Here is an 8,773-nt window from a genome sequence, read left to right as displayed (position 1 = left end):
TGCCGTGGTCAACGTGACCGATCGTGCCGACGTTCACGTGCGGCTTGGTGCGCTCGAACTTTCCCTTGGCCATGGCTGGTAATGATCCGTTGTGTGCTTGGTGGAGTTTTTTTCGGTCAAACGCCGCCCTGCTTGCGCAGGGCGGCGATCGGATGGTGCTCACGACTGGAATCGAACCAGCGACCTCCTCCTTACCAAGGAGGTGCTCTACCGACTGAGCTACGTGAGCGAAACTGTGCTGCGACGAGGATCGTTCAATGTGGAGCGGGAGACGGGAATCGAACCCGCACCATCAGCTTGGAAGGCTGAGGTTCTACCATTGAACTACTCCCGCGCCGCGCGGAACTGGTGGAGGGAGGTGGATTCGAACCACCGAAGGCGTAAGCCAGCAGATTTACAGTCTGCCCCCGTTGGCCGCTTGGGTATCCCTCCGGATGGAGCAAGTAGCAAAGAGCCGCTCATTCTGGCGGCGCCGCGCCCCGCTGTCAACGCTTTGTCGACCCGAGATGCGAAGGCGCCCGCCGGCACAGTCTAGCGCGGCGCCGGGCGCCGCGGAGGCCCCGGGCGGCTGCACGCCACGTCGCCGCCGCAGCCTGCAGACTCGCCGGGTCCTCCACCTGCCGGCAGCCCCAATGACCCGACCGTACGACGCCGTCCTCTTCGATCTCGACGGCACCCTCCTGCACAGCGCGCCCGACATCGTGAACGCGATGAACGCCAGCCTCACGGCCAACGGCCTGGACGCCCTCCCGAGCGACCGGCTGATCAGCTTCATCGGCAAGGGCACGCCGGTGCTGGTCGCGCGCGCGCTGGAGGCGCAGGGGCGTGGCGGCGACCCGGCCCTGGCCGAGCGCGTCCACGCGGGCTACCTCGCCGCCTATTCCGAGCGGATCGGCGAACGCGGCGTGCTCTTCGAGGGGGCGCGGGACTGCCTGGCGACGCTGGCCGGGCGCGGGATCGCCATCGGCATCGTGACGAACAAGTACCGGCGGTTCACCGAGACGGCGCTCGCCCAGCACGGCATCGCCGACTATCCCTCGGTGATCGTCGCCGGCGACAGCCTGCCGGAGCGCAAGCCGCGCCCCGAGCCGCTGCTGCACGCCTGCCGCGCCCTCGGCGCGACGCCCGCGCGCACCCTGATGGTGGGCGACTCGGTCAACGACGCGGAGGCCGCGCGCGCCGCCGGCTGCGACGTGGTCTGCGTCACCCATGGCTACAACGAGGGGCGCCCACCGGAGACCCTGGGCACGCCGCTCATCCACGACCTCGCGGCCCTGCCGGCGTGGATCGACGGCCGCGCGGCGGACGTGGCCACGGGGGACTGAGCGGGGCGGTGCTGCGGGAGGGGGCGGGCGGGGCCCTGGGCCCTGGGCTTGGGGCCCTGGGCTTGGGGCTTGGGGATTGGGGCCTGGGGCCTGGGCCTGGGCCCGGGCTGGAAGTCGGGGGGCGGATGCCCGGCGGCGGTCGGCCGGGCCGGGCTCGACCACCGGCCGGCGCCACGAGGCCGGCCGGGCGACCGCGGTCAGACGTTGAAGCGGAAGTGCAGCACGTCGCCGTCCTGGACGACGTAGTCCTTGCCCTCCAGGCGCAGGCGCCCTGCTTCCTTGGCGCCGGCCTCGCCCTTCAGGCGGATGAAGTCGTCGTAGGCGATGGTCTCGGCGCGGATGAACCCCTTCTCGAAGTCGTTGTGGATGACCGCCGCCGCCTGCGGCGCGGTCGCGCCCTTGCGCACCTGCCAGGCGCGGACTTCCTTCACGCCGGCGGTGAAGTAGGTCTGCAGGCCGAGCAGGGTGTAACCGGCGCGGATCACGCGGTTGAGGCCCGGCTCGTCGAGACCCAGGTCCCTGAGGAACTCGTCGCGGTCGGCCTCGTCGAGCTGGGACAGCTCCTCCTCGATCGCGGCGCACACCGGCACCACCTCCGCGCCCTCGGCCGCGGCGCGCTCGCGCACGCGGTCGAGGTGCGGGTTGTTCTCGAAGCCGTCCTCGCGCACGTTGGCGACGTACATCACCGGCTTCATGGTCAGCAGGAACATGTCGCGGATCGCCGCACGCTCGTCCTCGGACAAGCCCAGCGCGCGCACGGGACGCCCCTCGTCGAGGCCGGCGCGGACGCGGGTCAGCAGCGCCTTGCGCGCGATGGCGTCCTTGTCCCCGGCCTTGGACGCCTTCTCGGCGCGGACGAGCGCCTTCTCGACCGAGTCGAGGTCGGCGAGCGCGAGCTCGGTGTCGATGGTCTCGATGTCGGCGATCGGATCGACCTTGCCGGCGACGTGCACGATGTCGCCGTGCTCGAAGCAGCGCACCACGTGGGCCACCGCGTCGACCTCGCGGATGTGCGCCAGGAACTTGTTGCCCAGGCCCTCGCCCTTGGAGGCGCCCGCGACCAGGCCGGCGATGTCGACGAACTCCACCGAGGTCGGGACCACCTTCTGCGGCTTCACGATCTCGGCCAGCGCGTTGAGGCGCGGGTCCGGCACCGGCACCACGCCCACGTTGGGCTCGATGGTGCAGAACGGGAAGTTCGCCGCGGCGATGCCCGCCTTGGTCAGCGCGTTGAAGAGGGTCGACTTGCCCACGTTGGGCAGGCCGACGATGCCGCATTTGATGGCCATGGTTTTCCGGGAGAAGCGGGAAGAGGGAGTCGGGAAGAGGGAATGGTAGGGGTATCGCGGTCCGAAGGTCGCGGGACGCCGGGGAGTACGGAGCCGGGGCGGCGGGCACGGAGCGGAAGCGGCACGACGAGCGAGCCTGCCCCTTCCCTCTTCCCGATTCCCTCTTCCCGCCTCACCCCTTCGCGGTATGCAACCGCTTCATCGCCTCCTCGGCCTTGCCGGCGACCAGCAGCGGCAGCACGTCCAGGGCGTCGTCGATGGCGCGCAGGATGGCGGCCTCGTCGTCCTTGCCGGGACGGCCGAGCACCCAGGGCGTGACCTTGTCGCGCTGCCCGGGATGGCCGATGCCGATGCGGAGGCGGTGGAAGCGGCCGTGGCCGAGGTGCTGCATGGTGTCGCGCAGGCCGTTCTGGCCGCCGTGGCCGCCGTCGAACTTGAGCCGCGCAGTGCCCGGCGGCAGGTCGAGTTCGTCGTGCGCCAGCAGCGCCGCCTCGGGCTCGAATTTCCAGAACCGCAGCGCCGCGTTCACCGCGCGGCCGCTCAGGTTCATGAAGGTGGCCGGCTTCAGCAGCCAGACCGGACGGCCGTCGATGTCCACGCGCGCGGACTCGCCGTGCAGCTTGCCGTCGAAGGAGAAGCGCGCGCCGAGGCGCTGCGCCAGGATGTCCACGAACCAGAACCCGGCGTTGTGCCGGGTCATGGCGTACTCGGGCCCGGGATTGCCCAGGCCCACGATCAGGCGAAGGCCGCTCATGCCGCCCGCACCGCCCTGAAGGCGTCCGGGCGGCGCGGCGCCCGCCGCGCGTCGCTGGCGACGTGACGGCGGGCGCGCGGCATCACTTCTCGCCTTCGCCCTCGCCCTCGGCCGCCGGCTCGGCGTCGGCCTGGACGTAGCCGGCGGTGACCACCGCCACGTCGTGCTCCTTGCCCAGCTTCAGCTCGGGGATCTCGACGCCCTGCGGGAGCTTCAGGTCCGACAGGTGCACGATGTCGCCGGGCGAGAGGTTCGCCAGGTCGAGCTCGATGAACTCCGGCAGGTCCTTCGGCAGGCAGCTGATGCCGATCTCGTTGCAGTTGTGGGTGATGACCACGCCCGAGGTCTTGCCGGCCGGCGAGGTGTCCTGATTCAGGAAGTGCAGCGGCACGTTGACGCGGATCGCCTCGTTCTCGCTGACCCGCAGGAAGTCGAGGTGCAGGATCAGCTGCTTGAACGGGTGGCGCTGCATGTCGCGCAGCAGGACCTTCTCGGCCTTGCCGTCGACGTCGAGCGTCAGGATCGAGGAGTAGAACCACTCGTTCTGGCTGGCGAGCCAGATCTTCTCGTGGTCGAGCTGGACGCTCGTGGGCTCGGCGTGGCCGCCGTAGATGATGGCCGGGATCTGGCCCGCGCGGCGCAGGCGGCGGCTCGCACCCTTCCCTGCTGCTTCGCGGCCCGTGGCCGAAATGGTGTGTTCGCTCATGGATGACTCACTGGTTGGACGCCGACGACGCGGCAAGGACGCCCCTCCCGCGACCAGGAGGGACAGATTTCGGAGAAAACCGGGGAGTTTAGCGCGGCGGAGCGGTGGGGGAAAGGTTCGCGGGGCTCGGGGCTCGGGGCTCGGGGCTCGGGGCTCGGGGCTCGGGGCTCGGGGCTCGGGGCTCAGGGCTCAGGGCTCAGGGCTCAGGGCTCAGGGAAAGATGAAACCACCGGGCCCGACGGACCCACGGCCCCTGTGCCCCAAGCCCTGTCCCCAGGCCCCACCTGCGCCCTGCCCGCTTCATCAATCGAGATACAGCGAACTCACCGACTCGCCGAAGGCGATGCGGCGGATGGTCTCGGCCAGGAGTTCGGCGACGCTGAGCTGGCGGATGCGGCTGCAGCTGCGGGCGGCTTCCGAGAGCGGAATGGTGTCGGTGACCACGAGCTCGTCGAGCTGGGACCCCTCGATGTTCTTCACCGCGGGGCCGGACAGCACCGGGTGGGTGCAGTAGGCGACCACCTTGCGCGCGCCGTGCTCCTTGAGCGCGGCCGCGGCGGCGCACAGGGTGCCGGCGGTGTCGACGATGTCGTCGACCAGCACGCAGGTCTTGTCGCGCACGTCGCCGATGATGTTCATCACCGTGGCGACATTGGCGCGCGGGCGGCGCTTGTCGATGATGGCGAGGTCGGCGTCGTCCAGGCGCTTGGCGATGGCGCGGGCGCGCACCACGCCGCCGACGTCGGGCGAGACCACGATGACGTTGCGGGTGCCGTGCGCGCGCCAGATGTCGGCCAGCAGCAGCGGCGAGGCATAGACGTTGTCGACCGGCAGGTCGAAGAAGCCCTGGATCTGGTCGGCGTGCAGGTCCACCGTCAGCACGCGGTCGGTGCCCACCGCGTCGAACATCTTGGCGGCGACCTTGGCGGTGATCGCCACGCGCGAGGAGCGCATGCGGCGATCCTGGCGGGCGTAGCCGAAGTACGGCACCACTGCGGTGACGCTGGCGACCGAGGCGCGCTTGAGCGCGTCGATCATCACCAGCATCTCCATGAAGTTCTCGGCGGTCGGCGCGCAGGTCGGCTGGATCACGAAGACCTCCTGCCGGCGCACGCTCTCCTCGATCTCGACCTGCACCTCTCCGTCGGAGAAGCGGCCCACCACGGCCTTGCCGGGGCGGACGCCGAGTTCGCGGCAGACCGCGTGCGCCAGCGGGCGGTTCGCGGTGCCGGTGAATACGAGGAGGTTGCCGTTGTCGATCGCCATTGCCGTAGGGGTCCGTGGATGCGAGGCCTGGGCCCGGGCCCCGACGGCCCGAATACCGAAACTGGCTGGGGCGGCAGGATTCGAACCTGCGAATGCCGGGATCAAAACCCGGTGCCTTACCACTTGGCGACGCCCCAACGTTGAGACGGCAAGAAGCCAGAAGTAAGCGTCCGCCCGCGGCCGCTTACGTCTCGCCTCTCGCCTCCAGGCCCGACCACGCCGCCAGACGGCGATGCAGCGGTGACTCCGACGCCCCCGCGGTGACGATGCTGCGCCACGCGGCCGGAAGGCTGCGCTGCGCCGCCACCGCGGCGGCCTCCGTGTCGAACTCGGCGAAGCAGCCCGCGCCGGTGCCGGTGAGCCGGGCCGGGCCGACGCGCGAAAGCGCGTTCAGCACGGCATCGACCGCCGGTTCGCGGCGACGCAGCACCGGCTCGAACGCATTGTCGAGTACGGTGCCGGACACGAAGTCGTGCATTGTCGTTGCGGGTGCATCACGGGTCAATTCGGGCGCCGCGAACAGCGCCGCCGTCGGCACCTGCACGCCGGGGTCCACCAGCAGGTACCAGGCCGGCGGCAGGTCGATCGGGAGGAGCCGCTCGCCGACCCCCTCGGCCCAGGCGTTGCGCCCCCGCACGAACACCGGCACGTCCGCGCCCAGGCGCAGCCCCAGCGCCGCCAGGCGCTCGATGCCCAGCCCGGTGCCCCACAACCGGTCCAGCGCCACCAGGACGGTGGCCGCGTCGGACGAGCCGCCACCGAAGCCGCCACCGGCGGGAATGCGCTTGTCGATCTCGATGTCCGCACCCAGGGCGGTCCCGGACGCCACCTGCAGCAGGCGCGCGGCGCGCACGGCGAGATCCTGGTCGGGCGGGACGCCGGCCAGGCCCGCGCCGCGCCGGACCAGGCCGTCGTCGCGGAGCCGCAGGCGCACCGTGTCGCCCCACTCCAGGATGCGGAACACCGTCTGCAGCAGGTGGTAGCCGTCCTCGCGCCGCCCGACGATGCGCAGGAACAGGTTGAGCTTGGCCGGCGCCGGCCAGGCCGACCAGCCGTCCGCGGCGCGCGCACCCACCGCGTTCACTCGCCCCAGGCGTCGATCACCAGGCGCACGCGGGCGCCGGTGCGATCCTCGGCGAAGACCCGCAGCGGCCGCGCGGGCGTGGCCGCGTCCCAGGCGCGGTAGTCGACCGTCCAGCCCTGCTCGCGGATCAGTGCCGGCCGCCCCTCGGGGGCGAACTCGATGTCGGCCCGCGCGCTCGCGCGCGCGCCGCGCACCCAGGCCTGGAGGGCATCGAAGGGGATCAGCCAGCCGGTGGCCTCGTACAGCAGGGCCTGCGGGTCGGCGCCGTGGCGCGTGCCGCCGTCGAGCCCCTCCAGGCGCACCTGCCCGCCGTTGCGGACCAGGGTCCAGCTGCGCCGGGTCACGGGCGCCGCCAGCCGGATCTCGAAATCCTCGCCGCGCTGCACCCACTCGATGCGCCCGTTTCCGCCGTCGCCCTCGGCGCTGACCGCGATGCGCCCGGAGAACGACCACGCCGGGCGCGCCGCCAGCGCCTGCTCGCGCGCGGCCTGGGCGGCGAGCAGGGCGGCGTCGGCCGGCTGGCGCGCCGGCGGCGCGGTGGCGCAGCCGGCGAGGACGAGCAGCACGGCCGCCAGGGCCGCGCCGCAGCGCAGGAATCGGGTCACGGCAGGTAGGTCTCCAGCGTGCGCCGCAGGGCGCGGTTGTCGGGGTCGAGCATGCGGCCCTGCTCCCAGACCTCGCGCGCGGCGTCCTCCTGCCCCAGCACCCAGAGCACCTCGCCCAGGTGGGCGGCGATCTCGGCGTCCGGCTGCAGGTCGAACGCGCGGCGCAGGTGCGCGAGGGCCTCGATGTGGCGGCCGAGCCGGTAGAGCACCCAGCCCATGCTGTCGATGATGGCGGGCTGGTCCGGCCTCAGCTCGAAGGCGCGCTCGATGTAGCCCAGCGCCTCCTCGTGGCGGTCGGTGCGGTCGGCCAGCGTGTAGCCCAGCGCGTTGAGCACGTCGGGGTTGTCCGGCTGGTCGATCAGGATGCGGCGGAGGTCGGCCTCGGCGAGGTCGATCCGGTCGGCGCGCTCGTAGGCCAGGGCGCGCGCGTACAGCAGCTCCGGGTCGTCCTCGAAGACGGCCAGGGCCTGCCCGTACAGGGCGATGGCCTCGGTGCCCATGCCGCGCCGCGTCAGCAGCTCGGCCTCCAGCAGGTAGGCGGCGCGGCGCAGCTCGCCGTCCTCCTCCTCGTCGTCCTGGATCTCCGAGAGCGCGTCGCGCGCGGCCTCCAGCTGCTCCTGCCCGTCGAGGATCACGGCCATCCGCAGCCGCGCCTGCGCGCGCTCCGGACCGCTGGCGACACTGCGGTACCAGTTCATGGCCTCGTTCGGCAGGTCGAGGTATTCCGCCAGCTGGCCCAACAGCAGGCGACGCTCCGGGTCCACGCTGCCCGGATCGGCGGCACGCACCTCCTGGTAGAGCGCGACCATTCCCGGCTCGTCGCGCACCCGCGCCAGGAGACTGGCACGGGCGGCGTAGCTGGCGTTGTCCTGCTCGCCCCGGGCGAGCGTGTCGGCGGCCGCCTGCGGATCGCCGAGGGCGTCGTACTCGCCGGCCGCGGAGAGGCGCAGGGCGGCATCGTCGGGCGCAGCGGCCAGGGCCCGCTCGATGGCCGCGCGCGCGGCCTCGGCGTCGCCCTGCATGCGGTGGCGCCCGGCCTGCAGCAGCCAGGCGCGGGGCTCGTCCGGGAAGCGCGCGACCGCACCCTCGACCACGCGGGCGGCGAGGTCCGCGCGGCCGAGCTGCTGGGCGAGCCCGCCGAAGGCGAGCCAGGCCTGGAAGTCGTCCGGGAGCACCTCGCGCTCGACGATGTCGGCGAGCAGGTCGCCCACCTGTTCGCGGTCGCGGTGCCCGGCCAGGGTCGAAAGCGCGCGCCGCCAGCCGTCGGGCTCGGCGATCAGGGCCAGGAGGTCGGTGCGGGCGGCCTCGACGTCGCCGGTGGCGAGCGCCAGCGCGGCCGATGCCGCCATCACGCCCTGCGCCTCCGGCGCCTGCCGGCGCCACAGCCGCAGCGCGGCGCGGGCGGTGGCCTGGTCCTGCGCCAGCAGGGCGATGCGGGTGGCGCGCTCGGCGAGGCCGGCGTCGGGCATGGCTTCGGCAGCGGCCAGGTAGCGGCGGGCGGCCTCGGCCGCGTCCCCGCCCTGCAGGGCGAACTCGCCCGCCAGGGCCGCCTCGAGCGTCTCCGGCGCCAGCGCGCGCTCCCGACCGCCCTCCCCGGCGTCCTGCGCGGCCGGCGCATCCTCCTGCGCGACGGCACCGCCCATCAGGACGGCGAGCAGCGCGCAACACAGTTTGTGATAGGTCATGGAACTGCGCGATCGGCGACTGGCGGTACAATTCCGCGGTTTCCAGCCAGCTTAACGCA

Annotated in this window: 8 protein-coding genes and 4 tRNA genes; 1 reads left to right on the top strand and 11 read right to left on the bottom strand. The window is 72.5% G+C overall.

The window, feature by feature from the left end:
- Positions 1–153: 153 nt before the first annotated feature.
- The 3 genes from ACFO3Q_RS07170 to ACFO3Q_RS07160 form a co-directional block, all read right to left on the bottom strand.
- Positions 154–229 (bottom strand) — tRNA-Thr (locus tag ACFO3Q_RS07170).
- A 31-nt stretch (positions 230–260) separates the two neighbouring features.
- Positions 261–334 (bottom strand) — tRNA-Gly (locus tag ACFO3Q_RS07165).
- Between the two features lie 12 nt (positions 335–346).
- A tRNA-Tyr gene (locus ACFO3Q_RS07160) sits at positions 347–432 on the bottom strand.
- Between the two features lie 200 nt (positions 433–632).
- Between ACFO3Q_RS07160 and gph the strand changes: the two genes are divergently transcribed.
- Complete coding sequence (gene gph, locus ACFO3Q_RS07155) at positions 633–1,325, top strand: phosphoglycolate phosphatase (protein WP_377003950.1); 693 nt, start codon at positions 633–635, stop codon at positions 1,323–1,325.
- A 197-nt stretch (positions 1,326–1,522) separates the two neighbouring features.
- Here the strand turns inward: gph and ychF are convergent, their stop codons facing one another.
- The 8 genes from ychF to ACFO3Q_RS07115 all read right to left on the bottom strand — a co-directional run bounded on the left by ychF (position 1,523) and on the right by ACFO3Q_RS07115 (position 8,714).
- Positions 1,523–2,614, bottom strand: a complete 1,092-nt coding sequence (ychF, locus tag ACFO3Q_RS07150) for a redox-regulated ATPase YchF (RefSeq protein WP_377003949.1) — start codon at positions 2,612–2,614, stop codon at positions 1,523–1,525.
- 172 nt (positions 2,615–2,786) lie between these two features.
- The gene (gene pth / locus ACFO3Q_RS07145) at positions 2,787–3,368 is read right to left on the bottom strand and encodes an aminoacyl-tRNA hydrolase (protein ID WP_377003948.1); all 582 of its coding nucleotides are present in this window, start codon (positions 3,366–3,368) and stop codon (positions 2,787–2,789) included.
- Positions 3,369–3,450: 82 nt separating this feature from the next.
- A complete protein-coding gene (locus ACFO3Q_RS07140; protein ID WP_377003947.1) occupies positions 3,451–4,074 on the bottom strand; it encodes a 50S ribosomal protein L25/general stress protein Ctc in 624 nt (207 codons plus the stop codon).
- A gap of 303 nt (positions 4,075–4,377) precedes the next feature.
- On the bottom strand, positions 4,378–5,340 hold the full coding sequence (locus ACFO3Q_RS07135; RefSeq protein WP_377003946.1) for a ribose-phosphate diphosphokinase: 963 nt from the start codon (positions 5,338–5,340) through the stop codon (positions 4,378–4,380).
- 62 nt (positions 5,341–5,402) lie between these two features.
- Positions 5,403–5,477 (bottom strand) — tRNA-Gln (locus ACFO3Q_RS07130).
- A 47-nt stretch (positions 5,478–5,524) separates the two neighbouring features.
- The gene (gene ispE / locus ACFO3Q_RS07125) at positions 5,525–6,433 is read right to left on the bottom strand and encodes a 4-(cytidine 5'-diphospho)-2-C-methyl-D-erythritol kinase (RefSeq protein ID WP_377003965.1); all 909 of its coding nucleotides are present in this window, start codon (positions 6,431–6,433) and stop codon (positions 5,525–5,527) included.
- The gene (gene lolB / locus ACFO3Q_RS07120) at positions 6,421–7,029 is read right to left on the bottom strand and encodes a lipoprotein insertase outer membrane protein LolB (RefSeq protein ID WP_377003945.1); all 609 of its coding nucleotides are present in this window, start codon (positions 7,027–7,029) and stop codon (positions 6,421–6,423) included. The genes ispE and lolB overlap by 13 nt, the downstream gene beginning before the upstream one ends.
- The gene (locus ACFO3Q_RS07115) at positions 7,026–8,714 is read right to left on the bottom strand and encodes a tetratricopeptide repeat protein (RefSeq protein WP_377003943.1); all 1,689 of its coding nucleotides are present in this window, start codon (positions 8,712–8,714) and stop codon (positions 7,026–7,028) included. Before ACFO3Q_RS07115 ends, lolB begins: the two co-directional genes overlap by 4 nt.
- Positions 8,715–8,773: the final 59 nt, after the last annotated feature.

It is taken from the genome of Coralloluteibacterium thermophilum (assembly GCF_042654365.1).
GTDB lineage: Bacteria > Pseudomonadota > Gammaproteobacteria > Xanthomonadales > Xanthomonadaceae > Coralloluteibacterium > Coralloluteibacterium thermophilum.
This window is presented reverse-complemented; position numbering and strand designations above follow the sequence as displayed.